General features: G+C 53.9%; 24 protein-coding genes. 6 read left to right on the forward strand and 18 right to left on the reverse strand.

Annotated elements, in window-relative coordinates; translation table 11 throughout:
* Positions 1 to 260: 260 nt before the first annotated feature.
* Positions 261 to 584: a cupin domain-containing protein gene (locus ACT53G_RS09965; protein ID WP_476169319.1), complete on the reverse strand. Its 324-nt coding sequence runs from the start codon at positions 582 to 584 to the stop codon at positions 261 to 263.
* A gap of 109 nt (positions 585 to 693) precedes the next feature.
* Between ACT53G_RS09965 and ACT53G_RS09970 the strand changes: the two genes are divergently transcribed.
* From ACT53G_RS09970 to ACT53G_RS09980, 3 genes are all read left to right on the forward strand, one after another.
* A complete protein-coding gene (locus tag ACT53G_RS09970; RefSeq protein ID WP_476169320.1) occupies positions 694 to 1,650 on the forward strand; it encodes an L-threonylcarbamoyladenylate synthase in 957 nt (318 codons plus the stop codon).
* A 70-nt stretch (positions 1,651 to 1,720) separates the two neighbouring features.
* Positions 1,721 to 2,083, forward strand: coding sequence for a hypothetical protein (locus ACT53G_RS09975; protein WP_275357237.1), 363 nt, complete (start codon positions 1,721 to 1,723; stop codon positions 2,081 to 2,083).
* Positions 2,084 to 2,436: 353 nt separating this feature from the next.
* Complete coding sequence (locus tag ACT53G_RS09980; protein WP_476169321.1) at positions 2,437 to 3,540, forward strand: porin; 1,104 nt, start codon at positions 2,437 to 2,439, stop codon at positions 3,538 to 3,540.
* Positions 3,541 to 3,600: 60 nt separating this feature from the next.
* On the opposite strand, the gene ACT53G_RS09985 is transcribed toward ACT53G_RS09980, so the two are convergent.
* The 10 genes from ACT53G_RS09985 to msuE form a co-directional block, all read right to left on the reverse strand.
* The gene (locus tag ACT53G_RS09985; RefSeq protein WP_476169322.1) at positions 3,601 to 4,389 is read right to left on the reverse strand and encodes an ABC transporter ATP-binding protein; all 789 of its coding nucleotides are present in this window, start codon (positions 4,387 to 4,389) and stop codon (positions 3,601 to 3,603) included.
* Positions 4,390 to 4,503: 114 nt separating this feature from the next.
* Positions 4,504 to 5,850, reverse strand: coding sequence for an ABC transporter substrate-binding protein (locus ACT53G_RS09990; protein ID WP_194749537.1), 1,347 nt, complete (start codon positions 5,848 to 5,850; stop codon positions 4,504 to 4,506).
* 117 nt (positions 5,851 to 5,967) lie between these two features.
* Positions 5,968 to 7,035, reverse strand: a complete 1,068-nt coding sequence (locus ACT53G_RS09995; protein WP_476169323.1) for a branched-chain amino acid ABC transporter permease — start codon at positions 7,033 to 7,035, stop codon at positions 5,968 to 5,970.
* Positions 7,036 to 7,060: 25 nt separating this feature from the next.
* Positions 7,061 to 7,942 carry a branched-chain amino acid ABC transporter permease gene (locus tag ACT53G_RS10000; protein WP_338656096.1) on the reverse strand — a complete coding sequence of 294 codons (882 nt, stop codon included), beginning with the start codon at positions 7,940 to 7,942 and terminating at the stop codon, positions 7,061 to 7,063.
* A gap of 22 nt (positions 7,943 to 7,964) precedes the next feature.
* On the reverse strand, positions 7,965 to 8,753 hold the full coding sequence (locus ACT53G_RS10005) for an ABC transporter ATP-binding protein (RefSeq protein ID WP_338656094.1): 789 nt from the start codon (positions 8,751 to 8,753) through the stop codon (positions 7,965 to 7,967).
* Positions 8,750 to 9,904 carry an AMP-binding protein gene (locus tag ACT53G_RS10010; RefSeq protein WP_476169324.1) on the reverse strand — a complete coding sequence of 385 codons (1,155 nt, stop codon included), beginning with the start codon at positions 9,902 to 9,904 and terminating at the stop codon, positions 8,750 to 8,752. The genes ACT53G_RS10005 and ACT53G_RS10010 overlap by 4 nt, the downstream gene beginning before the upstream one ends.
* A gap of 23 nt (positions 9,905 to 9,927) precedes the next feature.
* Complete coding sequence (sfnG, locus tag ACT53G_RS10015; RefSeq protein WP_476169325.1) at positions 9,928 to 11,022, reverse strand: dimethylsulfone monooxygenase SfnG; 1,095 nt, start codon at positions 11,020 to 11,022, stop codon at positions 9,928 to 9,930.
* 57 nt (positions 11,023 to 11,079) lie between these two features.
* Positions 11,080 to 12,390: an ABC transporter substrate-binding protein gene (locus ACT53G_RS10020; protein ID WP_313984310.1), complete on the reverse strand. Its 1,311-nt coding sequence runs from the start codon at positions 12,388 to 12,390 to the stop codon at positions 11,080 to 11,082.
* Between the two features lie 31 nt (positions 12,391 to 12,421).
* Positions 12,422 to 13,546: a dimethylsulfone monooxygenase SfnG gene (gene sfnG, locus ACT53G_RS10025; RefSeq protein WP_275357254.1), complete on the reverse strand. Its 1,125-nt coding sequence runs from the start codon at positions 13,544 to 13,546 to the stop codon at positions 12,422 to 12,424.
* 13 nt (positions 13,547 to 13,559) lie between these two features.
* The gene (msuE, locus tag ACT53G_RS10030) at positions 13,560 to 14,135 is read right to left on the reverse strand and encodes an FMN reductase (protein ID WP_275357256.1); all 576 of its coding nucleotides are present in this window, start codon (positions 14,133 to 14,135) and stop codon (positions 13,560 to 13,562) included.
* A gap of 429 nt (positions 14,136 to 14,564) precedes the next feature.
* Between msuE and ACT53G_RS10035 the strand changes: the two genes are divergently transcribed.
* Positions 14,565 to 15,797, forward strand: a complete 1,233-nt coding sequence (locus ACT53G_RS10035) for an SfnB family sulfur acquisition oxidoreductase (RefSeq protein ID WP_194749544.1) — start codon at positions 14,565 to 14,567, stop codon at positions 15,795 to 15,797.
* A gap of 135 nt (positions 15,798 to 15,932) precedes the next feature.
* On the opposite strand, the gene ACT53G_RS10040 is transcribed toward ACT53G_RS10035, so the two are convergent.
* The 7 genes from ACT53G_RS10040 to ssuD all read right to left on the reverse strand — a co-directional run bounded on the left by ACT53G_RS10040 (position 15,933) and on the right by ssuD (position 24,300).
* On the reverse strand, positions 15,933 to 18,359 hold the full coding sequence (locus ACT53G_RS10040; protein WP_476169326.1) for a TonB-dependent siderophore receptor: 2,427 nt from the start codon (positions 18,357 to 18,359) through the stop codon (positions 15,933 to 15,935).
* Positions 18,360 to 18,491: 132 nt separating this feature from the next.
* Positions 18,492 to 19,490, reverse strand: coding sequence for a FecR domain-containing protein (locus tag ACT53G_RS10045; RefSeq protein WP_476169327.1), 999 nt, complete (start codon positions 19,488 to 19,490; stop codon positions 18,492 to 18,494).
* Positions 19,487 to 20,011 (reverse strand): sigma-70 family RNA polymerase sigma factor, encoded by a 525-nt coding sequence (locus tag ACT53G_RS10050; RefSeq protein WP_476169328.1) that lies wholly within the window; start codon positions 20,009 to 20,011, stop codon positions 19,487 to 19,489. Before ACT53G_RS10050 ends, ACT53G_RS10045 begins: the two co-directional genes overlap by 4 nt.
* A 187-nt stretch (positions 20,012 to 20,198) precedes the next feature.
* On the reverse strand, positions 20,199 to 20,903 hold the full coding sequence (ribB, locus tag ACT53G_RS10055; RefSeq protein WP_476169329.1) for a 3,4-dihydroxy-2-butanone-4-phosphate synthase: 705 nt from the start codon (positions 20,901 to 20,903) through the stop codon (positions 20,199 to 20,201).
* Between the two features lie 15 nt (positions 20,904 to 20,918).
* A complete protein-coding gene (locus tag ACT53G_RS10060; RefSeq protein ID WP_476169330.1) occupies positions 20,919 to 21,779 on the reverse strand; it encodes an amidohydrolase family protein in 861 nt (286 codons plus the stop codon).
* A 158-nt stretch (positions 21,780 to 21,937) separates the two neighbouring features.
* Positions 21,938 to 23,158 carry an acyl-CoA dehydrogenase family protein gene (locus ACT53G_RS10065; protein ID WP_476169331.1) on the reverse strand — a complete coding sequence of 407 codons (1,221 nt, stop codon included), beginning with the start codon at positions 23,156 to 23,158 and terminating at the stop codon, positions 21,938 to 21,940.
* Between the two features lie 8 nt (positions 23,159 to 23,166).
* Positions 23,167 to 24,300 carry an FMNH2-dependent alkanesulfonate monooxygenase gene (ssuD, locus tag ACT53G_RS10070; RefSeq protein WP_476169332.1) on the reverse strand — a complete coding sequence of 378 codons (1,134 nt, stop codon included), beginning with the start codon at positions 24,298 to 24,300 and terminating at the stop codon, positions 23,167 to 23,169.
* 565 nt (positions 24,301 to 24,865) lie between these two features.
* Between ssuD and ACT53G_RS10075 the strand changes: the two genes are divergently transcribed.
* Complete coding sequence (locus tag ACT53G_RS10075; protein ID WP_228518946.1) at positions 24,866 to 25,906, forward strand: sigma-54 interaction domain-containing protein; 1,041 nt, start codon at positions 24,866 to 24,868, stop codon at positions 25,904 to 25,906.
* A complete protein-coding gene (ribA, locus tag ACT53G_RS10080) occupies positions 25,893 to 26,540 on the forward strand; it encodes a GTP cyclohydrolase II (protein ID WP_379073808.1) in 648 nt (215 codons plus the stop codon). The genes ACT53G_RS10075 and ribA overlap by 14 nt, the downstream gene beginning before the upstream one ends.

Raw genomic sequence — 26,540 nt, forward strand, 5'->3', positions numbered from 1 at the left:
AAGAACAGTGCCTCGAAGGCTTTTCGCCCTTCCGTTTTAACTTCCAACGTTTCAAGCGAAGCGCGCATTATACAGAGCTTATTTACTTCGTCAACAACTTTTATTCCGCTGCCAACTTAACGCTCAAACATACTGCGCTTATTATTTCTTCTCACCCAACTAAACAACCGTTTCGTTGAAGAGAGCCGCGCATTTTACAGCGATAAGCGTTGCGGTCAACCCTTATTTGCCATTCTTACAATTTTGTTACAAATTGATGATTATTTCTTGAAAGCGGCCTTAATGCGCAACCAGGTTTGCGTCAAGACATTGCCATCCAGCTGATAATGCTTGTGCAAAGGTTGTTTGACTTCCCAACTCACCTTGAGGCCGGCAGGAAAGACCACAAAGTCTCCTTTACCAAAGCTGACCGGCGCACCACCCACAGGCGTTACTACACATTGACCTTCTAATATATAAGCCTGCTCTTGTTCGTGAAAAATCCAATCAAAGGTTGATACTTCTTTTTTCCAGGTAGGCCACTTGGACACACCCAAGTCCTTTAGTTGTGTTTCGGCAGGATTGTGCTGAACTTGAATTGGCATGTGTCGCTCCTTGAATCAAAGCGGGCATTTTATAGCAAGCCAGCTTTAGCCGTCAGGGTTTTACAGAGTAAAATACATTTTTTGATGATTTACATATATAGAGTGCGCAATGCGGATCAACCAGGCAGAGGCGATAGAACGATTGCAACGGGGCGAAGTGGTCGCCATCCCGACCGAGACCGTCTACGGCCTGGCGGCAGATGCACGCAATGACGTAGCTGTTGCCAACATCTACGCCACCAAACAGCGACCTGCCAATAACCCATTGATCGTCCATATTGGACGCACAGAACAAGTGGCCGACTGGGCCAGCAGCTTTCCGCCACTGGCACAAAGGCTGGCCGCGGCCTTCTGGCCGGGTCCGCTGACATTGGTATTGCCTGCGCGCGAGGAGGTCTCAGCGGCGGTGAGGGCTGGCGAGCCAACGGTGGCTTTACGCGTGCCGGCACACCCCGTGGCGCTGGCGCTGCTCAACGAAAGTGGCCTGGGCCTGGCAGCCCCTTCAGCGAATAAGTATACGCAACTGAGCCCCACCACGGCAGACCATGTGGAAGCAGGACTGGGGGCAAACATTCCGGTGCTGGATGGTGGCGCTTGCCAGGTGGGCATAGAGTCGACTATTGTCAGCGTGCATGAAGATGGCTGGCGCTTGCTCAGACCCGGCATGATAGATGAGGCGGCGATTGCAGCCGTCGCAGGCACGCCGGCGTCTGTAGATGCATCGGCGCAAATTCCCAAGGCCCCCGGGCAGCATTTGCTGCATTATTCGCCACGGACACCCTGCCTGCTGTTTTCTTCCAGGCAAGCGATGACAGACTATGCACAGCAGCATCCTCATGCTGTCGCCTTGTTGTTTGGCGCCGGGGCGGCGGTCACTTCCAAAGATACATATTTGCCAGCAACGCCTGCGCACGCCGCCGAGCAGCTCTATGCGGCGCTGCACATATTGGATGCCGCACATGCTGACGTCATCTTAATAGAATCGCCGCCTAACACCGCGGCCTGGGACGCCGTGCGAGACCGGCTGCAACGGGCAGCCTACCAACCCAAGCGCCAAAACGATTGAGTCTGCCCAGCATGGCTGGCACAATAGCGTGCATCGTCGATTCCCTTAAAATAGAGCCCAGATTTAAATCATGAAAAACATCTACTCCTTCATCCTATTGGTTGGCGCCAGCAGTCTATTGTTTGGCTGCAAAAGCGTTGAACTGCCAAGCGTGTTTGACAAAGGGACCAAGGAAGTCCCGCGCTATGGCAAAGAAGCTTTGCATTACCAATGCGAAAATTATCAGTCGTTTGGCCTCAAGCTCTCTGCCACTGGCGATGAAGCATGGGTCATGCTGCCTGACCATGAGGTGGGACTGTTACGTGATGCCGACGATAAGCAACACTACCATTATGGCACCATGGATTTGCGCCTGAATGGCGACCAAACCACGCTGGATGACAGTGACCACTTGCACCTGAAAGGTTGCAAGACCGCCGATACGTCCAAATAAACACTGATTCTCATCTATCCATGGCCACTGTTTACGGTGGTCATGTCCCCTGTTTGCCGAGTCCATTGGGTATCGCCACCTGCTTCTGCGCATCCCGCGCGTTTTTGTCATCGCACGTCATTCCGCCTAATCACATGCTGCGTTCGCCCTTTGCTGATTAAAAGACAGGCGAACAGCAGCTTGCGCCATCGCCAGCAAGCACCCCCAGCAAAATTAAATATAAGCCATTGATTTTTATCAAACAATTTTATGGCACAGATTCTGCAAAAGCTCACTCTGGAAAGCAACCATTTCATCGTTATCCGGTTGCCTGATCTCCATTTATTGATAACTGATTATCACAGAGTGAACACATGAATATACAAACTATTAATCCTAAACTACGACAAATTTTTCTCTACACCAGCTTGGCCCTGCTGAGTACACAAGCTTTTGCCGAGGCCACGCTGCAACGCAACGAAAACCAATTTATCAATATCGGCATTGCCTCTCGCGTCAGCTTTAGCTCGATTAAAGATGCCGCGCCGAATGGCAAAGACCGCTCGAATGACTTTGAGGTCGAAGAAGCCCGTTTGTATACCAACGGTAAGGTGCATGAGAACGTCTCCTTTGAATTCAACTTTGCGCGCAATTCGGCCGACGACAAAATAGAGTTGCTGGATGGCCATCTGGGGCTAGAGTTTAACAACTACGTGCATGTGTGGGCGGGTCGGTTCTTGCCCCCCGCTAGCCGCGCGTCTGCCGCTGCACCGATGTATTCCACCACGTTTGACTTCCCGATTGCCGAGCTAGGTTCTTACCAGTTTGCAGGTCGGGATAATGGTGCTGTCCTTTTCGGCACAGACAAGAGCGAGGCCTTCAAATACTACGTTTCAGCCACTAATGGCCGTCAGGGCGGCTCCAATCAGGCCGACAGTTTATCTTATGCCACCCGTCTGCAATATAACTTCTGGGATACCGAGCCAGGCTTTTATAACCTGGCCAGCTATGATGGCAAGAAATCCATCTTGTCTGTGGGCGCCTCTTACCGTTATCAAAAGGATGGCGCAGGGACGCTGCTGAATAAAGGGGACTCCAAATACTGGAACCTGGATGCACGCCTGGAAAAACCATTGAGTGATGGCGCCGTGCTGGGGGCAGAAGCCTCCTATTACAACTATGACAATGACAATACCGGCGATACCGTCTTGCCAGAAGCCAAAGGCTTTTTTGTGAATGGCAGCTATACCTTTGCCGAAAAAGTGGGCATAGGCAAATTCCAGCCCAAAGTGATTTACCAGGAATTTAACAATGACACCACCGGCTTGGACCGCAAGCGCGTAGACATTGGTGTAGGGTATTTAATTGACGGTGACAGCAACAAGCGGATTGATGTGTTTTACTTCAGGGAAAACCGCAATACGCTACCGGATATTGACGGCATTAAAGCCATTTTCCATGTGGCACACTTTTTCTAAAAGTATCCTGCAATAAAAAACGGCCATGATGGCCGTTTTTTTATTAGCCGCCATTTTAACTTAACGGCTACCCAGATAAGAATCACTCAATGCCTGGCTATTGGCAATGGTCTGTGCATCGCCCTCTTGCGTGATATGGCCACTTTCAAGTACATAAGCATGGTTGGCGTAACGCAAGGCCACCGTGGCGTTCTGCTCCGCCAGCAAAAAGCTCAAGCCTTGCGTTTGCTGTAACTGGTGCACGATTTCAAAAATCTCTTCTACAATTTGCGGCGCCAGCCCCATGGAAGGCTCGTCGAGCAGAATCAGTTTGGGATTCGCCATCAACGCACGGCCGATCGCCACCATTTGCTGCTCGCCCCCGGAGGTATACCCGGCATAGTTTTTACGCAATAACTTCAGGCGTGGGAAAAAGGCATAGACCTTTTCCAGGTCTTGCGCCAGCCCTTTGCTCGACGGTCTGCGAATAAAGGCCCCGGTCAGCAGGTTTTCCTCAACCGTTAAATGGCCAAAGCAATGCCGACCTTCAAGCACCTGAACCAGACCCTGTGCCACCAGTTGGCCCGGTGTGGCCTTGGTCACGTCTTTACCGCCATAGACAATCCGGCCTTGTACAATCTCACCGCGTTGTGCCGGGGCCAGGCCAGAAATCGCTTTCAGGATGGTACTTTTGCCAGCGCCATTCGCACCGAGCAAAGCCACAATAGACTGTGGTTTAACCTCTAAAGAAATATGCTTGATAGCAAAAATGACCTTTTCATAGATCACCTCAACATTGTCCAGCTGCAACAAGGGCTCAACCGCAGTGAGCGCTTGCACCGGGATCGTATTTAACTGTGCTTGTGTCATGTTTGACTCCTCAATTGACTGTCGTCGGCAAGGTGCAGGGCCTTGCCCACGGCAGCAAACTGTAAAGGCACACCGTCATGCGGTGTGCCCTGTGTATCGTTGTGCAACGAGTTTTTAGTTGGCAGCAACAACTTCTTTACTGCAATCCCGTGGCGTGATGCCTTTTTCCTTGGCATACTCATGGGAAGATTTTTCAATAATCGGACGCAACAACTGGCGGTCTGCCTGCACCCAGTCAGAAATCACTTTCCATTTGCTGCCATCCCACTGCTGGAAGCGGACGGCACCGCCGCCCTCATGGTCAGCGCAACTCAGTTTGAGCGGCTGTACCAGACCCAGAGCGCCCAACTCTTTAAGGCGCGCATCATCCAGTTTGAGGTTCTCAAAGCCCCAGCGTACCTCTTCACCGGTCAATGGACGTTTGCCAAATTTGGCTTGCGCCACACGCACGGCTTCCACGTTGAGGATGCCATTGACCACGCCCAAGTTGTAATACACATTGCCAAAACGTTTAGCGTCTTGCAAATTGCCTTTACCGGCCTTGATCACATATTTGTCTATGCCTTGCAATACCGGGAAGCTGGTGCCGGAAGGATGGGTAGTGATCGAGATAAAGCCTTTGGCAGCATTGCCAGCAGGTGCCGCGTCATCTTCAGAGTTGCTCCAGATATTGCCGATGATATGGTCGGCCGGAAAACCGGTTTTTTGCGCAGTTTTCAACGCCACCGGGTTCATCACGCCCCAGCCACGTAAAATCACCCAGTCCGGCTTGATGCGACGTATCGTCAGCCATTGCGACTGTTGCTCGTTGCCCGGATGCGGCACTTCGAGCAAGGTCAGCTCAAAGCCGTATTTCTTTGCCAGCAGTTCCAGAATCGGACTGGTTTCCTTGCCGTAAGGCGAGCCGTGGTACAAGGTGACAATTTTTTTGCCTTTGAGCTTGTCCAGACCGCCAGATTGCTGGGCGATATAGTTCACAATCGCAGACACTTCGCTGTACGGGTTTAATTGCAGCGGGAAGGCATAAGGGAACACGCTGCCATCGGTCGAATCGGTGCGGCCGTGGTTAATCGTGATCAGCGGCAATTTGTCTGTGGTCGAGCGCTCCAGGGTCGCGTAGGCAATGCCCACGGACAGCGGATTGGTCGCTGCAGCAGGCGCGCCGTTCAGGCCTTTTTTCAGGCGCTCGTAGCACTCAACGCCTTTTTCCACGACGTATTCGGTTTCGCACTCACTCCAGGTCAGCTTGACGCCATTGACGCCACCCTCTTTGGCATTGATGTATTGCAAATAGTCGATAAACCCACCAAAAAAGCCGGAACCGCCTGCCGCATAAGGGCCAATCCGGTAACTTTGTAACGGAAAATATTGCTCATTGGCGGCTTGCACTTGCGTAGACAGACTGGCAACCCCCAAGCCCAATGCCAGCCACAGCCAGCGATGTTTACTTAAAAAGTTCACTTAAATACTCCTTATAAAAATATAGAAATCTCTCTTAATCGTTCTTGGTTATATAAAAGACCGTGTGAGGCTGTTTAACACATGGAAGTCTCCTTCAATCAATTCGTACGGAACGACCTAGAAACGTAGCGGCCAGACCCGCAGCCGTTGTTTGAGGGTTTGCCAGACCTTGGCCAAGCCATTGGGCTCTTTGATCAGGAAAAAGATGATTAAGGCGCCAAAAATCATTTTCTGGAAATTTTCCAATTGGCCAGGATCAATCGCCCCGGCCAACAAGCTTGTCGAGATCTGAGAAAGCAGAATAGGAAACAACACGATAAAGGCCGCGCCGAGGAAATTACCCAGAATACTGCCCATGCCGCCGATAATAATGATGAACAGGATTTGAAATGAACGTGACAAATCAAAGCCATGCGGCTCAACGGTGCCCAGGTAAGTGAACGCCCACAACGCACCGGCAATTCCTAAGTAAAATGAGCTGATTGCAAAAGCCAGCAATTTGGTTTTTGGCACCGAAATCCCGATTACGGCGGCAGCGGTATCCATATCGCGCACGGCCATCCACTTGCGTCCGAGCTCACCGCTGACGATGGTTTTTGCCAGCCAGCCTAGCGCCACCACCACCGTCAAGGTCAACAGGTAACGTCCCGCCGGGGTACTCAAATCTGTGCCCAAGATGTGCAAGGGCGGTGCTGTAATGACGCCGGATGAAGAGTTGTTGGAAAACCAGGAGAATGTGGTGAATACCCATTGCACAAAAAACTGTGCCGCCAACGTCGCCACAATCAGGTAAAAGCCCTTGATGCGCAAACTCGGCAACCCGAACACCAAACCGACGCCACCTGCCGTCAACCCGCCCAAAATCAGGCTAGCAATCAATGGCAAGCCCTCTAGCCGCAGATGAAAGTTGTAGGTAGCAAACGCGCCTACCGCCATAAAAGCCGCAGAGCCTAAAGACAGCTGGCCCGCATAGCCAGTGAGCAAATTCAAGCCCAAGCCTGCCAGCGACAGCACCAGCACAGGGATGAGGATGGCGCTAAACCAGTAGTCGTTGCCAATGGCAGGGACCACCAGAAAGGCGAATGCCAGTAAGGCCGCAAACGCCCAGCGCTCCTGCTTGAGGCGGAAAAACCGTTTATCCAACCTATACTCGGTAATAAATTGTCCAGTTTCTTGATACCACATGCTATGCCTGCCTGCTCTCTATTTTTTAAACACGTTCAATCGCTTTGTCGCCAAACAAGCCATAGGGCCGGACCAGCAGAAACAACATCGCCAACACATAGGGAAACCAGTTTTCAATGCCACCGCCTATCAGCGGACCAATGAAGACCTCGGCCAGTTTTTCGCTGGCGCCAACGATCAGACCACCAACGATCGCCCCTTCAATCGAGGTAAAACCGCCAATAATCAGCACAGGCAAGGCCTTGAGCACAATCAGCGACAGCGAGAACTGCACGCCGACGCGTGCGCCCCACAACATGCCAGCGACCAGGCCGACAAAACCAGCCACCGCCCAGACAATCAGCCACAAGCGTTGCAGATGGATGCCCACCGCCAAGGCCGCCAGTTGGTCATCTGCCACGGCGCGCAAGGCAATGCCAATGCGGGTTTTATTGAAGAGGACACCGAGCAGCGCGACCAGGCCGCCCGCAATCGCGGCAGCAAACAAATCGAACTGTGACAGCAAAATACCGAACACCTCATACGGCTCGTCATTGATGCCAATCTCCAGCGCATGCACTTGTGCCCCCCACACCGCTTGTGCCAGCCCTTCCACGATATAGCTCAGGCCCAAGGTTGCCATGAACAAGGTAATCGGCGAACGGTTCACCAGCGGCCGCAACACCAGCCATTCAATCAGCCAGGCCAACACCGCCATGGTCAGCAAGGTCAACACAAAGGCGCCCCAGAACGGCACGCCTCGCTCGACTAGGCTGACAAAGGTCAATGCCGCAAACAGCACCATGGAGCCCTGGGCAAAATTAAACACGCCTGATGCCTTGTAAATCAGCACAAAGCCGATCGCGACCAGCGAATACATCACGCCCGCAAGCAAGCCACCAGTCAGAACTTCGAAAAAGAAACTCATCTCAATTGATCCTTGTATTGCCTTAGTGTTTGGTGCCCAGATAGGCGGCAATCACCTCCGGGTTGGCACGCACTTCATCCGGCGTGCCATCGCCGATCTTCTTGCCATAATCCAGCACCACCACATGGTCTGATAGCGTCATCACCACGCCGATATCATGCTCAATCAGCACAATCGTGGTGCCAAACTCGCGGTTGGTTTCACGGATAAAACGGCTCATCTCTGCCTTTTCATCGGCGTTCATGCCCGCCATCGGTTCATCCAGCAACAGCAGTTGAGGCTCGGCGGCCAGCGCACGGGCAAGCTCGACGCGCTTTTGCAAGCCATAGGGCAAACTGCCCACAATGCTGTTACGCCAGGGTTGCAGTTTGAGAAAAGCAATCACGCGCTCTGCTTTCTGCCGTTGCGCCAAGGCATCCGCAGGCGCGCGGCCCACATTAAATACCTGCTCCAGCCAACTGCTTTTCACCTTGAGATTGGTGCCGGTCAGTACGTTGTCGAGCACCGACATGCCTTTAAACAGGGCTATATTCTGAAACGTGCGCGCCACGCCGCGTCTGGCAGCCCATTGCGGATGCATGGCGCGACGCACCGCATCCTGGTAGCGGATACTGCCTTCATCAGGCTTGTAGACGCCATTAATCACGTTAAGCAATGAGCTTTTGCCGGCGCCATTGGGGCCGATCAAGGCACAAATTTCGCCCTCATTGACGGCAAAACTGATATTGGTAATGGCTTTCACGCCCTTAAACGACAATGAAATCCCGTCTAATGCCAGTAATGGCTGAGGTGCAGCAAGGGTGGTACTCATATCGCGGCCTTCCATGTCGCTAACCCCAAATAACTGTGCAAGTCATTGGACTGATGTGGAATCACTTGCAACTGGCTGGTCTGCCAGGCAGAAGCTTCTGGCCAAGCACGCACATCAATGCCAATGTCACTGAAAAACTGTGTGGCCTCGGGCGACAAGGGCTCGCCTACCAGTAATGGCACGCGCGTACGCCGCAGACCCAGCACATCCTGCAAGGGCAAAATCACCAGCCAGCGCGCCAGCGTTGCGACCAGCGGCAACCGGGCACGGGCTGCACGCAGTGCCCAACCCACCAGCCTATGCTGCCAGCTGCCCGGCAAGGGCCAACGGGATTGTGTCAGCGCATACAGGCGCTGATAAGTGGTTGCCGTGCCAGCGACCAGCGTGGGGCCGAGTTCGCGCCTGTCGGTGTCCCGGGTCGCCAGATTTTCTGGAAAATTCAGCGTAAAGCCTGCCAATAGCCACGGCGAAAGCAGGTATTTCGCATGACCGCTGGCGGCAAATGCACGCGCCGCCAATGCCTCTTCATGCGCAGTGAGCGCCTCTTGGCTGATCAGTTGGCGGCCATTTCTAAGCAGCTCGGCATGGCTTAATTCGCTGTACTCCAGCGCATAGGCGTCACTTAAGCGGTAAAAGCGGAAGGCGATTTCCGCAGTCTCAGCCACGGGTGAAATGTTCTGGGTCTCAGGCGTGGCCACAATCTGCGCATAGGTAACCAGCGCAGGATGCTGATAGCCCGCCAGCCCGCGCGCATCGGCATAAATCACCAGTGCGCTATCAGGCTTGGCTGCCAGGACTTGATCCACCTGCGCCTGCGCCTCGGCAAACACAAATTGCGGCCGCAAGGTATGCAATAAATCCAGTAACTGCGGCTGCGCAAAGGCCGGATCCAGTGGCGCCGCCACGCCGCCCAGCCAATGGGCAGCCAGCGACAACAACAAGGCCTCGGGCCGTGGTTCACTGAGCAAGAACAAGGTATCGCCCTGGCGAAAGCCGTGTTGCTGCAAATAGTGCGCTGTGCGGGTGACGTCCTCTTGCACCGCAAGCCAGGAGGCCTGCTGCCAGAGGCCCAGCTGTTTATGCCGAATTGCAACACGATGCGGGCGCTCCAAGGCCTGCAAAGCGAGCAAGTGAGGTAAAGTCTCTGCCATTGCCAATTTCCTGCCGGGTTGAGTTAAGCCGCTTTGGCCAAGGTTTTAGCTTCCAGCTCACGCACCAGTGGCAGTATTTTTTCACCAAAATAAGCGACCTCTTCCTGAAAGTGCAAAAAGCCCGCTAACACTAAATCTACGCCCACCGCCTTCAAAGCCACAATGCGCTCGGCAATTTGCTGTGGTGTACCAATCAGATTGGTTTTAAAGCCATCGTTATATTGCACCAGGTCTTCAAAGCTCGATTTCGCCCAGTTACCTTCACGCTCCGGGCTGGCAGCGCCGGCATTTTTCACTTCATGGCCAAAGGCATTTACCGCCTCAGGGTTGGCTTTATCAATGATTTCCTTCAATACGGCTTTGGCTTCTTCTTCGGTATCGCGGGCAATCACAAAGGCATTGACCCCGATCTTGACCTGATGCTTATTTGCCGCGGCCTTGGCGCGAATATCGTCCACCTGGGCCTTGATCCCTTCCACGGTGTTACCGTTGGTGAAGTACCAGTCTGAGACCGCGGCCGCATTATCGCGCGCAGCACGAGAGCTGCCGCCCTGAAAAATTTCAGGATGTGGCTGCTGCAAGGGTTTAGGCTTGAGTGAGTAGTTACTAAAGCGATAAAAATCGCCTCTGTAAGTAAAGTTATCCTGGGTCCAAATGCCTTTGAGCGCTTCAATAAACTCGCGCGAACGGCGGTAGCGTTCGTCGTGATCCAGCCAATGCTCGCCAATCGCCGTAAACTCCCCGCGGAACCAGCCGGAGACGATATTCACGGCAATCCGTCCCTGAGTGAGAATATCAATGGTCGCCAATTGTTTGGCGGCCAACACCGGATTCCAGGGGCCAGGCAAAATGGCGGCAATCACTTTGAGTTTGGTGGTCGCCGCCAGCAAGGCATGCGAAAAAGATACCGACTCATGCTGAAACTCGGCCCCATACCCCGCTGTAAAACGGATTTGGCTCAAGGCATATTCAAATCCGGCTTTTTCGGCAATTTGTGCCAGCTTGCGGTTGTAATCGATATCCCAACTGGTGCGCTGCTCAATGTTACTGACCACCAGGCCACCACTGACGTTAGGCACCCAATAGGCAAATTTAATCGCTGCTTGATGTGTAGACATTTATTTTCCTTTCCTTTTGGAGGCTGAGCCTCCCACGTTTTCAGAATGTGTGAATCATTAAAGCTCTTTGCTGCAATCCCGGATCGGGACTTTTCGCTCTTGGGCATACTGGGCCGCAGATTTCTCAATCAATGGCCGCAACAGCTGTCTGTCGGCCTGTATCCAGTCGCTGATAACTTGCCATCGCTTACCATCCCACTGCTGGAACTTCACTGCACCGCCACCCTCGTGATCGCTGCAACTGAGCTTGATCGGTTGCAGCAAGCCGTTCGCTCCCAGAGCTTCCAGGCGGCTTTTATCAAGATCAATGTGCTCAAAGCCCCAACGCACCTCATCCCCAGAAAGGGGGCGGTGACCAAATTTGGCCTGTGCCACCCGCACCGCTTCCACATGCAAAATGCCATCAAGCACGCCCATGTTGTAGTAAATGCTGCCGACGCGTTGCGGCTCGATCTTGCCCTTGCCTGCGGCATACACATACTTCTGGATGTCCTGCAGCACAGGGAACGCGGTGCCTGACGGATGGGTGGTGGCCGAGATATAGCCCTTGGCCGCAGAACCGGCCGGTTGCGCATCCTCTTCGGAGTTACTCCAGACATTGCCAATGATGTGATCGACTGGAAAACCGGTTTTTTGGGCGGTTTTGATCGCCACAGGGTTCATCACTCCCCAGCCACGCAAAATCACGTAATCGGGTTTGATCCGCCGAATGTTCAGCCACTGCGACTGTTGGTCATTGCCCGGATGCGGCACCTCAATCTGCGTATTTTCAAAGCCATATTTTTTGGCCAGCAACGCAAAAATCGGGATGGTTTCTTTGCCATAGGGCGAGCCATGGTAAAGCGTGACGATTTTTTTACCCTTGAGCTGATCCAGCCCACCCGATTTGCTGCCGATGTAATTAATGATTGCCGACGCTTCGCTCCAGGGATTCAAAATCACCGGAAACACGAACGGAAACACGCGGCCATCAGTGGAGTCTGTGCGGCCATGATTGGGCGTAATCACCGGGATCTTGTCCGTGGTGGCGCGCTCAATCACGCCATAAGCAATGCCCACACTAAACGGGTTAAAGGTCGTGGCTTGTTTTTTGGTCCGCTCGTAGCACTCGACACCGCGTTCAACCACATATTCGGTCTCGCACTCGGTCCATGCCAGCTTGACGCCATTGACGCCGCCATCTCGCAGGTTGATCAACTGCAAATAATCTTCCAGCCCGCTGGCCTGACCAGAACCGCCGGCGGCATAAGGCCCAATGCGGTAGCCGGCAATACTGAACTGCTGCTCTGCAGGGGCTGCCTGTAATGCGGCTGCACTCAATGCGGTCAGCAGAGCGACAGAAAGTTGATAGATACTTCGGTTAAACACGCTTTTTCTCCCTAAGCGTTTGATGCTGCCCTCAGGCAGCTACGCTGTCTTTAATCTTCTGTTGCGACGCAGACGTTGTCTCGAGCACTTGCTTCTCAAGAGCACGCACCTGCGGAATGATCTGCTCACCAAACGCGACCAGTTCCCAGTCGTAGTTGAGTACGCCCACCAGCACCAGGTCGATGCCAATCTCGCGCAATTGCACAATGCGCTCGGCAATCTGTTCGCGGGTACCGATGAGCCCGGTTTTAAAGCCGTCATTGGGTTGCACCAAATCCTGCTTGCGCGAATTTGCCCACATGCCCAGTTGGTCCTGCGTCGCCAAACCCGCTTGCTTCACGGCTTGGGCAAAGCCTTCCAGCGCTTCTGGGTTGGCCAGGCGGACAATCTCCTCCTGCACGGCTTTCGCCTCGGCCTCGGTCTCCCGCGCAATCACAAAGGCATTCACGGCAAACTTGAGCTTGCGACCATGTTTCGCCGCTTCAGCCGACACCTCGTCAATTTGTGCTTTCAACACTTCAGGTGAACCGCCATTCATGAAATACCAGTCCGACACACGGGCCGCCATCTGCCTGGCCGCGGTCGAATTCCCGCCCTGGAAAATGGGTGGATGTGGCCGCTGAATCGGCGTTGGCTGGTAAGCCAATTGATTGATGCGGTAAAAATCGCCTTTAAAGGTCAACGATTCGCCCGACCACAAGCCCTTGAGCACGCGGATAAACTCTTCAGAGCGGCGATAGCGCTCGTCATGATCCAGCCAGGGCTCGCCCAAAGCGGTAAACTCGTCCTTGAACCAGCCACTGACCACATTCACCGCCCAGCGGCCACCGGAAAGGTGGTCGGCGGTAATGCCCAGCTTGGCCAACAGCGCAGGGGGCCAGACGCCGGGCAATACCGCGGCAATCACCTTGAGCTTCTGCGTCGCCTGCAACAGGGCCGAGGTCAGAATGACAGACTCATGTTGCCCATCCGCCTTGTAGCCGCCCAAAAAGCGGGTAGCGGTCAGCGCATAGTCAAAGCCAACGCGCTCGGCGATTTGCGCAAGCTGAATGTTGTACTCGGTGCTCCAGCCAGTTTGCTGGGCAATTTCGCTCACGACCTGGCCGCCACTCAGGTTGGAAACCCAGTAAGCAAATTGAATCGGTGATTGGCTCATCAGGCGCTCCCGTTTAGGCGTTAACCAAGACTGAAGCGTTTTCTGCCAGCTCACGGTGTTTAAGGAGCGGTAAGGCACGCTCAACAGCCAGCGCTACGCGCGCTTTCACCGCCTCACTCTTGATTTGATAATTTTCAAAATCCGCTTCAACGGCATATACGCCGATCGGCAACGTGACTGCCTGGAAGAAGCTAAACAAGGGACGCAGCTCATGATCAATGATCAAGGCATGGCGCTCAGTCCCGCCGGTTGCTGCCAGCAGCACGGGCACATCAATCAATGCTTCGAGATTGACCAGATCAAACAAATGCTTGAACAACCCTCCATAAGAGGCGCGATACACAGGCGTAGCCACCACCAGTAAATCGGCGGTTTCAATCGCCTGGATATCTTGCTGTACGTTGATTGGCAAAGCTTTGGGATCGTAGGAAGCGACCAAGCTGCCCGCAATTTCGCTTAATTCCACCACGTGCAGATCAATCGGGATTTGCTGTCCCAACTTCTGTGTGATCGCCTGCACCAGTGCAGCGGTTCTGGAAGGTAATTTATAGCTGCCGGAAACGGCAGTGACTTTTAATGGACGGCTCATCATGACTCCTGAAATAACAATGACGGAGGTCGTTGCTTACGATGCTTCGCAGACGACCTTGCTTGCCAGTAGTATTAGCAGCATCCATGCCAGGCAATAATATCTATATTTTTCAATGACTTAATATAAAACCTGATTTTTAAATGGTGTTAGATTCCAGCGCTAGTTGCTGATCAACTGCTGCAAAAGCAGCAGTTTTGCGCGATCACGCTGCAGTTCGCTCCCACCCCACCCTCCAGTGGCTGCTGCTTTTACAGCAGTCATTCAGCAGCAAACTGTTTCTATAGAGGCGGCAGCAGAGATGGATTTTTATATTTTCTTTTAAATTCAATGCCTTATTGATTGGCACACTAAATGCAACAGTGACTGAAGACGCATGGTGCCTGCTCGCCATGCCTTTATTGATCTCTTTTTGAATAAGGACTGACTATGACTGCACAAGCAAATAAGATTGCGCATTTGCCTGTAAACCTGCCGCGACAAGCGGCACATTTGATTAAAAGTGACGCAGAAGCCCTGACCGTCGCCAAACAAGTGGCCAGCGAAATTGCCAAAGAAGCCGCCCTGCGCGACCAGGAACGCCGATTGCCACGTAAAGAGCTAGACCTGTTTTCAAGCAGCGGACTGTGGGGCATTACCGTGCCAAAAGAATACGGTGGTGCCTTCGTCTCCAACAAAACCCTGGCAGAAGTGGTAGCCACCGTGGCCGAGGCGGACCCCAGTGTCGGGCAGATTCCACAGAATCATTTATATATGGTGGAAGGCTTGCGCCTAGATGGCTCAGACTTTCAGAAAAAATACTTTTTTGAGCTGGTGCTACAAGGGGTGCGGTTTGGCAATGCGTTCTCCGAGATTGGCACCAAGAGCGTCAATGACGTGAAAACCAAGCTCACGCCCACCAATAGCGGCTACTTTTTAAACGGCAAAAAATTCTATTCTTCAGGCGCATTGCTGGCGGACTGGGTGCCAGTGGTGGCAAAAGATGAACACGACAATACCGTGGTGGCGTTTGTCCCTGCTGGCGCAGAAGGCTTGACCATTATTGATGACTGGTCCAGCTTTGGCCAGCGCACCACGGCCAGCGGGACGACCATCCTGGAAAATATTTTTGTGCCCAGCGAATATGTGTTGCCGCACCACCTGGCGTTTGACCGCCCGACCACCATGGGGCCGATTGCGCAGATTATCCAGGCGGCGGTGGATACCGGCATCGCCCGCGCGGCGTTTAAAGATACCCTGCACTTTGTACGCAACTACACACGGCCATGGATAGATACCGATCTGGAGCACGGCTACGAAGATCCGCATACCATCAAGGATATCGGTGATTTGCAGATTCGCCTGCACGCCACCGAGGCCTTACTGGCACGCGCGGGTGAATACATAGACGAAGCGCAGCGTAACCCGAATGAAGACACCGTGGCCGAAGCCTCGATTGCGGTGGCAGAAGCCAAAGTGCTGAGTACCGAAACTGCCTTGCTGGCGGGTAGCAAGTTGTTTGAACTGGCCGGCACACGCTCAACCCTGGGCGAATACAACCTGGACCGCCACTGGCGCAATGCACGCACGCATACCCTGCACGATCCGGTGCGCTGGAAATACCATGCCGTCGGCAACTACAGCCTGAACAAGGTCAAACCGCCGCGCCATCCTTGGATTTAAACGGCAAGGCCATGAAAGCGCCATAAGCGTTGGCGCCTTCTGCAAGTCATGCAGCATAGATTGAAAAAACAGCCCGACATGATGTCGGGCTGTTTGCGTTGGCTCAGGCTGTTAACCGCGCTGAAGGCAACAGGTTTACCAGCGGTAAGTCGCCGTTAGCATGGCACGCCGAGGTTCCCCATAGTAGCAACTGCCAGAGGCGCAATTGGCGACATATTCTTTGTTGGTGAGGTTGCGCGCATTCAATGCCAGCGTCCAGTGCGGCAGGTCATACCCGACCAAGGCATCCCATAAAGTAAATGCCGGAATCCGCTCGGATGCAGAATCAAAATTGCCACGGGTTGAGCCGTTATAGCGCGCACCCAAGCCCACCTTGAACCCATTGTTAAAGCGGTAATCACTCCACACGGCGAGCGAGTTTTCCGGCGTGGCCAGCAAAGGCGTACCAATCAACGCAGGATTGCTGCTGGCAGTGACTTCAACCTTGGGCGTATACGTATAGGCCGTAATCAGATTCATATTTTCTATTGGCTGCGCTTGTATTTCGACCTCCAGGCCACGCACCTGAATCTGCCCGGTCTGGCTCGGACTGCCGCTGTTGGGGTCATAACTGATAAAGTTGTTACGCTCCAGATTAAACCAGGCAGCGCTGTAACGGTTCTTGCTACCTGGCGGCTGATAGCGTACGCCAAACTCATACTGCTTGCCGGTTTCGGGTTTAAAGCCTTTGCCTGTTTGCGTGTTGACCGTGACCGTTGGTATAAAAGACTCTGAGTAGCTGAAATAAGGGGCAATGCCATTGTCTGCCAAATAGAGCAAGCCTGCGCGGCTGGTAAACTTGTGGTCATTAAAGCGATCATTGGTGCCTGCCACACGCTCCGCGTTCTGGGTGGTGGCATCGTCGTAGCGGCCACCGAGGGTCGCAATCCAATGCGAACCCCATTTGATCTGGTCTTGCAGATAAAAGCCTGTTTGCGCCAGTTTGATGCTGCTATCCTGCACAGGGTCACCCCTCACTATGGTTTGTGCCGTATCCGGGGCCAACAAATCCAGGTCTGCCGCACTGCCAGAATAGAATTGATTGCGGTCCCTGACCTTTTGGTAATCCAGACCCGCCAGCAAGGTATGTTGCCAATCCCCCGCCTGAATACGCCATTGCAGCTGATTATCGATGGTGAAGGCTTTGATGTGATCCGGGCTACCGTTCATATTGCGGGTGATATAGCGGAAATTGCGAGGGTCCTCCGGATTCGCCTGGTTGACCTGCGTGTACCCCATGCCGAACACCTGCCAGTAAGCCAAATCTACCTCGCTGTAGCGTGCATTCTGCCTGAAGGTCCACTGGTCGTTGAAGCTATGCTCAAACAGATAGCCGACATACCATTGCTTTTGCTCAAACCGGTTAAATTTTCTATCGCCGACAAAGGTCTTGTAAGGCAACTTTTGTCCCGATGGCGTGCGCAGCAAGGTGCCTTGCTCAGGCAAGGCACCAGCCACGATCCCGGCATCCGAGTTCATATACTGAGACATGACTGTCAAACTGGTTTTGTCAGAAGGCAAAAAGGTGATTGACGGCGCAATAAACACCCGGTCATCCTTCATGCCTTGACGCGGCAAGTCGGCGTCACGCACCAGGCCGGTGATGCGATACAACACGGTGCCGTCTTCATTGAGCGGCCCCGAAAAATCACCGGCGAGCTGCTCACGCGAGTAATTCCCCAATTGCATCTGGATTTCTTTAAGCGGGGTTGCGGTTGGACGTTTGCTAACCACATTGATCAAGCCGCCTGCAGTACTTTGTCCATACAGCACCGAGGCTGGCCCGCGCAGGATCTCGAGACGCTCTATGCCATAATTTTCGATTCTGCCGGTCGCAAACGTGCCGGCATTGCGCCACGGCAAGCCATCTTGATAAAAACCGGGTGAATACGCATCAATGCCACGCAAGGCAATCCAGTCATAGCGGGAATCCGGGCCGTAAGGCGCCACATTCACCCCCGGTGTATAGGCCATGCCTTCACGCAGGCTTTGTGCACCAATGGCCTGAATAAAGTCTTTAGTCACCACCGAGACCGACTGCGGCGTTTCCATCAGCGACGTATCGGTTTTGGTCCCCGTGGCTGATTGCTCGGCAATATAGCCTTTAATTGGGCTCCAGGCCGTTTCCTTGTTGGCCGCGGCCGTCACTTGCACCTCGGGCAAGGTACTCGCCTTGGCCGACTGCGGGAGAATGGCATAACGGTGATCCCCGCGATGCTCGACCTCCAGACCGGTGCCCTTGAGCAAGGTATCCAAAGCCTGCTGCACAGTAAACTTGCCATGCAACCCTGTGCTAGCTTTACCATCTGCCAGCGCAGCATTGGCTGACAGCAGAATGCCGGCTTCGGCGGCAAATCGGCTTAATACCTGACTCAACGGTCCGGCAGGAATCTGGTATTCCTGTGCCACGGCCTCCTTTTCAGCAGCGTGCAATACAGGCATAGGCGTGAGGCTGCTGATCATCAGTGTCAGTAAAGCCGCCCGGACATGCCGCGCAAGCGGCAAAGTGTGATGCGATTTCATTCAAGCTCCCTGTTAGGTTAAAAATAACGTGTTGTTATCTCTAAACCGAAACAGCCCGTTAAAAAGGGAACCTCCAGCGCAAAAAATACAAAAATTTCTCGCGCGCCTGATACCAAAGCCAATGACAGGCGCTCAAGCAGCAGGGAGCAATTGAATATTGCCTTGCGCGTCGGTGTGCTGGCGAATGCCTAAACTATGGGTGATTTCCTGCAGCACCAGCGGCACGTTGGCAAACGGGTATGCGCCCATCAAGCGTAAATGGGCAATATCGGGGGCTACCGATAGCCTGGTTGAATGATAGCGTGCCAGCTCGGCAATAAAGTCTTTGAGCGATTGATTGTCCGCAATCAGGATGCCGCGGATCCAGGCTTCACGGGCAGGAAGTGCGGCCTGTATTGCACCGACGCCATGCCGGTCAAAATAGGCCTGCTGACCGGCACTCAACGTGATGGCAGTGCCTTGTGATGGCGTAATCGCCACCCGTCCCTCATACACGGCGAGCAAGCTACGCGTGGCCTCCTGGCAGACGGTAAAACGCGTCCCCAGAGCCGTCAAGCGCCCATGCTGCGTATCCACGACCAACGGCCGCGATTGCGGGTCATGGCCAGATTGCAGCAGTATCTCGCCGTATTCCAGCGTGATGCGCCGCAACATCCAGCCATAGGCGACGCGCACCTGGGTGTCGGTATTGAGCCAGAGTTTGCCCTGATCCGCCAATAGCACGCGATGCGTTCTGCCGGCTGGCGCACGGTAGATGCTGGTGTTGGCAGTGAGCGTCGTCAGCCAATCTTGCCAGGGGCTGTAGCGATGCAACAGGCGCACGCCCAAGTAAGTGACGCCCGCCAGGCCGAGCATTTTTAAAGCCTGCCTGCGCCCACTGGAATGCAACAAGGCCTGATGCGAGGCCGACTTGCTTGCCACAGCATTGAGATTGGAGAAGGCAGCATTAATCGCCTCCACCTCGGCCCAGGCCCGTTGGTGGGCTGGGTGCGCAGTTAGCCACGCTTGCCAGGCCTGCCGCTCAGACGCCTCGGGGGCGTCATCACTGAGTACGGCAAACCATTCTGCCGCTTGCTGCAGCGCCAACTGTTCTACCGGCGACATCCCCACCTTAACGGCTGATGACTTCATGAGGTCTGTCTTTCATCTTGCCATTGCCGGCGCAACATCAAGCAATGCATCATGGCGGTTGCCATATATTTTTTGACCATGCGCTCAGAGACCGCCAGCCTGTCTGCAATTTCCTGATATTGAAAGCCGTGGATCTGCGCCAGCAAGAATGCGGCTTTGGCCTTGGGGTTTAACCGACTCAGCATCGCATCCACTTCCAGCAGGGCTTCGGTAATCATGGCCTGCTGTTCCTGGGAGATGCAGGCAGGCTCCTCCTGACTCAGCGCATTGAGGTAACTTTGTTCCAGAGCCTGACGTCGCCACTGGTCTATCATCAAGCCTTTGGCAATCTGCAACAGATAGATACGCGGCGTATAGACATGCTGTAAGGCCTCCTGTTTTAGCAACAGTTTGACAAAGGTATCCTGGGCCAGGTCTGCGGCGTGGTGTGTACAACCGACTTTTTTGTTCAGCCAGCAACACAACCAATGATGATGCGCCTGATACCAATGCGTGACCGGTAACTGTGAAGAGTCTGCCATGACTGCTTAATACATAAATGATAATAATTCTCATTTTAATATTAAGCCAGACAATCGACAAGCCTAAAACGCGTCTGCGGCGCTCACAAACAATACGGCCACCTCATCTCCGGTCAAGCTACACCCCCGGCCAGGCCATGAAAAAGCCCAACACAAGGTTGGGCGCAAGGCTAGCCGGTATCCGTACTTAACCGCTGTAGACCATGGCTGCATCCAGCAGTCGGCTTTGCTGGCGTGGAATCGACTGCAAGCCCGGCATTGCGTAGTTGAGGTCACGCGCACGATAGGCTTTCATATCGGCAATGCTGATGATTTTAAGCCCGTGTACGCTGGCAAACTTGAATAAGTCGGGTCGTCTGGCCATGCTGCCATCGTCATTGACGATTTCGCATAACACGCCAACCGGCTGCAAGCCGGCCATGGCCGCCAGATCATGCGCCGCTTCGGTATGGCCGGGCCGCTCGAGCACGCCACCACGGCGTGCGCGCAACGGAAAAATATGGCCGGGGCGGTGAAAATCATCGGCCTGAGTGGTGGGATCCGCCAGCTTGCGCAGGGTCAGGGCACGATCCGCTGCTGAAATGCCGCTGGTCGTGCCATATTTGTAATCGACGCTGACCGTAAACGCAGTACGGAACGGGTCGGCGTTGTCTGTCACCATCTGTGGTAACGCCAACGCCTGCAAGCGTGGTGCGGGCATGCCGACGCAGACCAGACCACTACTGTGTTTGACCAGGAAGGCCATTTTTTCAGTGGTGATTTTTTCGGCGGCGATAATCAGATCCCCTTCGTTTTCGCGGTCGGTATCATCGACCACAATCACGAATTCGCCGTTGGCGATGGCTTGAATGGCGCTAGCGACCGAATCAAATGGTTGGTTTTTTTCTAACATACACACTCCTTTTACTCACGCGGCCGGGCTGAGATTCAGCACTCTGGCCGCATTCTGATAAAACACTTTTTCGAGTACGGCATCCTTGAAGCCCAGTGCCGCAAAATCAGCGATGGTTTGTTTCATGGGGCGGAACGGATAAGAGGTGCCAAACAGTAACTGGTCGCCCAGAAACTGGTTGGCGGCCTGCACATACAGCTCGGCGCCGGGCTGGAAAATGTACATATCCGGCACCAGGTACAGATTGGGGTAGCGGAAGGCGGCACCGACAATCTCGTTCACAAACGGGTAATAGCCGTGAAAACAAATAATGTTCAATTGGGGATATTTACGCGCCAGCCGTGCCACCGCATTCGGATGCGCATAGTCGAGATCCGGTGTGGTCGGGCCCGACATCACGCACACCGGCACGCCATACTGCTGGCACGCGTCATACACCGGGTCAAACAGCGGATCATCCACCTGCCGCGCAGGCTTGCCAAAGCCCGGCTCGATATTGATGGCTTTAAAGCCATAATGGTGTATGGCTTTTTCAATCGCGGCCAAGGTGCTGTCCACGCCGCGACTTTCAATATCCACCGAGCCCAACCCCACCAGCTTGGCGCTGTGTTTGACCAGGTCGGCAATTTTCTGATCATCAATGGTCAGGTCCGGCGTTTCACGGCCGACCACCACTGCAATGTCGATACCAGCTTCGTCTATTTCCTGCAGATAACCCTCTACCGTGTAAGAGCGACGGAAATGCTCGGGCTCCAGCGAACCCACGCGCTGATTCAGCCATTTGGCCGTCTCATAGGCAGGCGTGTTGGGGGTGGCGCCAAAAAAGTCATGCAAAAACGCAGGACGGTTACGTAAATCAATAATTTTTTGTTTCATATCTATTCTTTAGTGATGGAAACACTTAAGCAATGCGCGAGCGGGATGAAGACCAAGGCGCACGACACGCAGAAACCGGAATGTACATGGCGTACATGGGGATTTTGAGTACCGTGCAACGCCGTTATTCGCCCGCGCAGCTATGGATCATGTGTTTTCTATGAGTAAAAGCTAGGGGTGGGATACTGCCCATTCAGCGCCCACTCGCCTAACTCCTTGAATTTGTAATCCACCGGGTCATGCAAGGTATACACACGCAAATTCCGCCAGAAACGGTCCATGCGCAGCTTGGCTGTGGTCGCACGGGCGCCCGCCACCTCAAAAATACGCGTGGTCACATCCAGCCCGGCACGGGTCGCCTGCACTTTGGCCGAGAATACGGCCAGCGCCACCTCTCCGCGTTGTGCGTCTTCCAGTGCCAACCCTTGTTGCCAGGCCGCATCGAGCAATTCGGCAGCATGGTCGGCCAGTACAGATGATGCATGTAATCCGGCCCAAAACTCGCCGTAATGCAGCAAGGTATAAGGATCCTCATACACACTATTTGCCAACGAAGCAGACCAGACCCGGCTGCTGCCACGGGTGTATTTGGCGCCCTCGGCCAGCGCCCCTTCGGCAATACCCAGGTAGATATTGGTAAAAATCAGCTGGGCCACCAACGAACGCAGACTGGCAAACGACGAACTGAGTGGACCAGGCTGCATGAGTAAGTCATGATCTTCCACCTTGAGCTGGTTAAATTCGGCGCTACCACTATCGGTCTGGCGCTGGCCAATATTGTCCCAGTCGCCCTTGAGCGTAATCCCTGCGCGACTGGTCGGCACCGCAGCCACCAGAAATTTGCCGCTGCCTTCTTCTATGGCAGACGCGATCAGGAAGTCAGAATCCATGGAGCCGGAGCAAAAACTTTTTTGCCCGTGGAACACATAACCGCCGTCTATCTTGCGTGCCACCGTGCGCTGGTCCAGCGGATTGAGGGCATTACCCCACCACAGGTGCTGTTGCGCAGTGAGCTTGAAATAATGCTGCCATTGCGTCTCGCTGCCATATAAACGGATAGACGCCAGCATCAAAAACTGGAATGCAAACACCTGTGCAATTGAGCTGTCGACGCGGGCAATCTGGCGGATGATGCGGTAAGTCTGCGTCCAGCTAGCGCCCAAGCCCCCGGCCTGTTGCGGAATCCACAAGCTGAGTAAGCCACTATCACGCACCGCCTGGCGCTGCAGGTAAGGTGTACCGCCTGCGACATCACGCTCAACCGCAGTGAGTGCCAGATAATCGCAAAGCTGTTCTGCGCGCTGCTCTGGGGTACCGTGAAACACAATGCCGTGCTCCGCCTCAACGGCGGGCTGGCGTAAATTCAGAGCCAAAGTCATCTTCCCCCCTACGCAGCATGCTTAACAGATTGGGCTGCGCCAAACGGGCCGGTGAGATTGGTCGTAATGCTAACCTCATGTGGGGCCTGTTGCTGGAGCGGCAAAAGCGGGAACAATAATTCAGCGACACGGTAAGCCTCCTCCAGATGTGGGTAGCCTGAGAAAATAAAATAATCAATGCCAAGCGCCTGATACTCTTTAATGCGGTCAGCCACTTCTTGCGGATTGCCCACCAGCGCAGTGCCGGCACCGCCGCGCACCAAGCCCACACCGGCCCACAGACTCGGGGAGACTTCGAGCTGGTCACGACGGCCATGATGCAAAGCCGTCATGCGTTTTTGCGCCACAGAATCAAAGTTGGCCACCGCGGCCTGGGCGGCGGCTATGGTGTCATCGGTGACCTGCGAAATGAGCGTGTCGGCGGCTTGCCAGGCTTGCTCGCTGGTCTCACGCACAATCACATGCAAGCGGATACCAAACCGGATATGGCGGCCTTTGGCTGCCGCGGCCGCACGGATCACCTTGATTTTTTCGGCCACGGCGGCAGGCGGTTCACCCCAGGTTAAATGCACATCAATATGCTCGCTGCTGAGTTTGATGGCGGCCTCGGAAGCACCGCCGATAAACAGTGGCGGGTAAGGTTTTTGTAGGCTACCGGTCGGTAAGCTGGCCCCTTTCACACTTAAATATTCGCCTTCAAAATCCACGCGCTGCTCGCTCAGTACCGAGCGCCAGATAGACAAGAACTCCTCAGCCTCAGCATACCGCGCATCATGATCGAGAAAGCTACCCTCGGCTTGCTGTTCGGCCGGGTCACCGCCCGCCACCACATTAATCAACAGACGCCCGCCTGAAATGCGATCGAGTGTGGAGGCCATGCGTGCCGATACCACCGGTGAAATAAACCCAGGCCGTGTGGCGACTAAAAACTTGAGCTGGCTGGTTTCATTGATCAGCGCCGAAGAAATCACCCAGGCATCTTCGCAAGAGCGGCCAGACGGCACCAGCACACCGCCATAGCCCAGCCGATCTGCCGCTTGCGCAATCTGCTTCAGATAAGAAAACGTGGCCGGTCTGGCGCCCTGGCTGCTGCCAAGATACCGTTGATCGCCATGCGTGGGTAAAAACCAGAATATTTGCATCGACTACCCTTTACAACCCATTCAACAGAAATAACAGCTTGAAAAGTGCAAAGTCCATGCCACAAATAAAGTGCTTTTAATTCAATTACTTAAAAAAATTATTTTTTTGATTGCTGCAAAATCAGCAACTTGTTCAGCAGTGCTGCTGCGTTTGCAGCACCCTGCATCGATTTCAGCAGGCGGATGTAGAGCAGTGCCATTTGCATACCTCACGCAGCAATAAGCAACCACAAGTCCTCCTTTTCTTAACCCCATGATTTGATGGCATTTATTGTTTTAACCCGTCATCTCATGCCTGCGGTAGCACGACCTCGGCCTGATTGGCATGCATTCTGCTAATTCAGACGGGTAATTAAATCATTATTTCTAATGAGAGATTTATTTATAACTTTAAAGAATATGAATAGCGCCATTACTTATTGGCACGAAATTGCAGCCTGGATTACTGTATCTGGGCTTAACTCTATGGAAAGACAGTGAGATCCTCACGATGGCAAATCTATTAGCAAACGATTTTTATACGACTGAACACGACACGCAGTTTGAGCAACAGCGTCTGTTAACCATGCCGAACTCGCGGGCCATGTCGACATCGATTCGAGCGACCGCGCAGGTGTTTGAAGATCCGAAGTCGATCGCCTTGCTTAATCGCATCAAGCAAATTGCCCCCAGTGACGCCAATGTCTTGATCATCGGCGAAACTGGCACGGGCAAGGAGCTGATTGCCCGCCATGTGCATGCCTTGAGCTACCGTAAATCCAAACCATTTGTCGCGGTGAATTGCGGGGCGTTCTCGGAAACACTGGTCGAAAGTGAATTGTTCGGCCATGAAAAAGGCGCGTTTACCGGGGCAGTCACCGCCAAAGCCGGCTGGTTTGAAGAGGCGAATGGCGGCACGCTGTTTCTGGATGAGATCGGTGATTTGCCGCTGAGTCTCCAGGTGAAGCTGTTACGTGTACTACAAGAGCGGGAAGTGGTACGGCTAGGCGCGCGCAAACCAACCCCGATTGATGTGCGGCTGATTGCAGCGACCAACGTACGCCTGGAAGAGGCCGTGCTGGCTGGTAACTTCAGGGAGGATTTATTCTACCGTTTACGCGTTGCGCACCTGGAGCTGCCAACCCTGCGCAACCGGCCCGGCGATATTTTGCCACTGGCAGATTATTTTGTTGGCGAATATACACGGCGGTTGGGCTACGCCACCATCCGCCTCGATGACTCGGCCAAGCAAAAATTATTGCAACATAGCTGGCCAGGGAATATCCGCGAACTCGAAAATGTGATTCATCACTCCTTGCTAATTTGCCGCAACAATGTGGTGCGCAGTGAGGATTTACATTTGTCCTCGATCTCGCTACACCGACCCAAAGCGACACTGCAGGCCTTGCCCAGCGAAGCAGATACTGACTCGCTGGAGGCGTCGCTGCAGCAGTTGTTTGAAACGGGCAAAGCGCAGCTTTATGACTATGTGGAAGACACGCTGGTACGTGCCGCCTATCAGCATTGCCACCATAATCAGGTGCAAACCGCCAAGCTGCTGGGCTTGAGCCGCAATGTGTTGCGCGCCAAGCTGATTAAAATGGGAGCGATCAATGCGCTTAAATAAGCTTGCCTCTGTGCAAACAGCAGCCATCGAAAGCGGCAGCCTGCGCTGGAAAGCCAGTGCTCACTTACCGACAGAATATGGGCAGTACCGTTTACACGCGTTTGTTGATATGCACAGCGGGCAGGAGCAAATCGCGTTGGTGCTCGGCGAGGTCAGCGGTCAAGCCAGAGTGCTGACCCGCGTGCACTCTGAATGCCTGACCGGGGATGTGTTTGGCTCACAGCGCTGCGATTGCGGCGAACAGTTCAAACGCTCGCAGCAACTGATTCAGGCGCGTGGCAATGGCATTATTCTGTATCTGCGCGGACATGAAGGGCGCGGCATCGGCATCAGCAACAAGGTGCAGGCCTATGATTTGCAAGACACCGGCTTGGATACGGTGGCGGCAAACCTCGCCCTGGGCCTGCCTGTAGACCAGCGAGCATATGATGATGCCGCCAGTATGTTGCAGCATTTTGAGGTGAAGTCGATTGAGTTACTGAGTAACAACCCGGATAAGTCGCGCGCCCTCACCCGGCTGGGCATCATGGTGGAGGCCGTGACGCCGTTAGAGATCGCAAGTAATCCAGCCAATGCCGACTATCTGGCGACCAAAAAGCACAGACTGGGGCATCACCTGAGTTTGGTGCCTTAG

The sequence above is a fragment of the Methylophilus sp. DMC18 genome (assembly GCF_056314005.1).

Bases quoted from the DNA above. Each gene is read 5' to 3' on its own strand.
- ACT53G_RS10000 (WP_338656096.1), bottom strand. From the start codon at position 7,942: ATGAGTTTCTTTTTCGAAGTTCTGACTGGTGGCTTGCTTGCGGGCGTG.
- ACT53G_RS10060 (WP_476169330.1), bottom strand. From the start codon at position 21,779: ATGAAACAAAAAATTATTGATTTACGTAACCGTCCTGCGTTTTTGCAT.
- ACT53G_RS09975 (WP_275357237.1), top strand. From the start codon at position 1,721: ATGAAAAACATCTACTCCTTCATCCTATTGGTTGGCGCCAGCAGTCTA.
- ACT53G_RS10010 (WP_476169324.1), bottom strand. From the start codon at position 9,904: ATGGCAGAGACTTTACCTCACTTGCTCGCTTTGCAGGCCTTGGAGCGC.
- ACT53G_RS09965 (WP_476169319.1), bottom strand. From the start codon at position 584: ATGCCAATTCAAGTTCAGCACAATCCTGCCGAAACACAACTAAAGGAC.
- ACT53G_RS10065 (WP_476169331.1), bottom strand. From the start codon at position 23,158: ATGACTTTGGCTCTGAATTTACGCCAGCCCGCCGTTGAGGCGGAGCAC.
- ACT53G_RS09985 (WP_476169322.1), bottom strand. From the start codon at position 4,389: ATGACACAAGCACAGTTAAATACGATCCCGGTGCAAGCGCTCACTGCG.
- sfnG (WP_275357254.1), bottom strand. From the start codon at position 13,546: ATGAGCCAATCACCGATTCAATTTGCTTACTGGGTTTCCAACCTGAGT.
- ACT53G_RS10050 (WP_476169328.1), bottom strand. From the start codon at position 20,011: ATGGCAGACTCTTCACAGTTACCGGTCACGCATTGGTATCAGGCGCAT.
- sfnG (WP_476169325.1), bottom strand. From the start codon at position 11,022: ATGTCTACACATCAAGCAGCGATTAAATTTGCCTATTGGGTGCCTAAC.
- ACT53G_RS09995 (WP_476169323.1), bottom strand. From the start codon at position 7,035: ATGTGGTATCAAGAAACTGGACAATTTATTACCGAGTATAGGTTGGAT.
- ACT53G_RS10035 (WP_194749544.1), top strand. From the start codon at position 14,565: ATGACTGCACAAGCAAATAAGATTGCGCATTTGCCTGTAAACCTGCCG.
- ACT53G_RS09980 (WP_476169321.1), top strand. From the start codon at position 2,437: ATGAATATACAAACTATTAATCCTAAACTACGACAAATTTTTCTCTAC.
- ACT53G_RS10040 (WP_476169326.1), bottom strand. From the start codon at position 18,359: ATGAAATCGCATCACACTTTGCCGCTTGCGCGGCATGTCCGGGCGGCT.
- ACT53G_RS10045 (WP_476169327.1), bottom strand. From the start codon at position 19,490: ATGAAGTCATCAGCCGTTAAGGTGGGGATGTCGCCGGTAGAACAGTTG.
- msuE (WP_275357256.1), bottom strand. From the start codon at position 14,135: ATGAGCCGTCCATTAAAAGTCACTGCCGTTTCCGGCAGCTATAAATTA.
- ACT53G_RS09970 (WP_476169320.1), top strand. From the start codon at position 694: ATGCGGATCAACCAGGCAGAGGCGATAGAACGATTGCAACGGGGCGAA.
- ssuD (WP_476169332.1), bottom strand. From the start codon at position 24,300: ATGCAAATATTCTGGTTTTTACCCACGCATGGCGATCAACGGTATCTT.
- ribB (WP_476169329.1), bottom strand. From the start codon at position 20,903: ATGTTAGAAAAAAACCAACCATTTGATTCGGTCGCTAGCGCCATTCAA.
- ACT53G_RS10075 (WP_228518946.1), top strand. From the start codon at position 24,866: ATGCCGAACTCGCGGGCCATGTCGACATCGATTCGAGCGACCGCGCAG.
- ribA (WP_379073808.1), top strand. From the start codon at position 25,893: ATGCGCTTAAATAAGCTTGCCTCTGTGCAAACAGCAGCCATCGAAAGC.
- ACT53G_RS10005 (WP_338656094.1), bottom strand. From the start codon at position 8,753: ATGAGTACCACCCTTGCTGCACCTCAGCCATTACTGGCATTAGACGGG.